Annotated in this window: 1 protein-coding gene; it reads left to right on the top strand. The window is 69.9% G+C overall.

Annotated features, from left to right (window positions below):
• The first annotated feature begins 2 nt into the window (after positions 1-2).
• Positions 3-161, top strand: a complete 159-nt coding sequence (locus tag F0U47_RS22610; protein ID WP_438362090.1) for a mycothiol-dependent nitroreductase Rv2466c family protein — start codon at positions 3-5, stop codon at positions 159-161.
• Positions 162-209: the final 48 nt, after the last annotated feature.

Below are 209 nucleotides of genomic sequence, written 5' to 3'. Positions count from 1 at the left end.
CCATCGCCGTCAACGGGACGGCCTTCTTCGGCCCCGTGCTCTCCCAGATCCCCCGCGGCGAGGACGCCGGCCGGCTCTGGGACGGGTGCGTCGCGGTCGCGTCGTTCCCGTACTTCTACGAGCTGAAGCGCAGCCGCACGGGCGACCTGGAATTCACCTGATTCGGGGGTAACGTCGTCGGCATGGCCACGTCGGAGCACCTCGGGACG

Origin of the sequence: Nocardioides antri (assembly GCF_008373765.1) — a bacterium.
Lineage (GTDB): Bacteria > Actinomycetota > Actinomycetes > Propionibacteriales > Nocardioidaceae > Nocardioides > Nocardioides antri.
The sequence above is the reverse complement of the archived record's forward strand: the minus strand, read 5'-3'. Positions and strand labels throughout refer to the sequence as shown.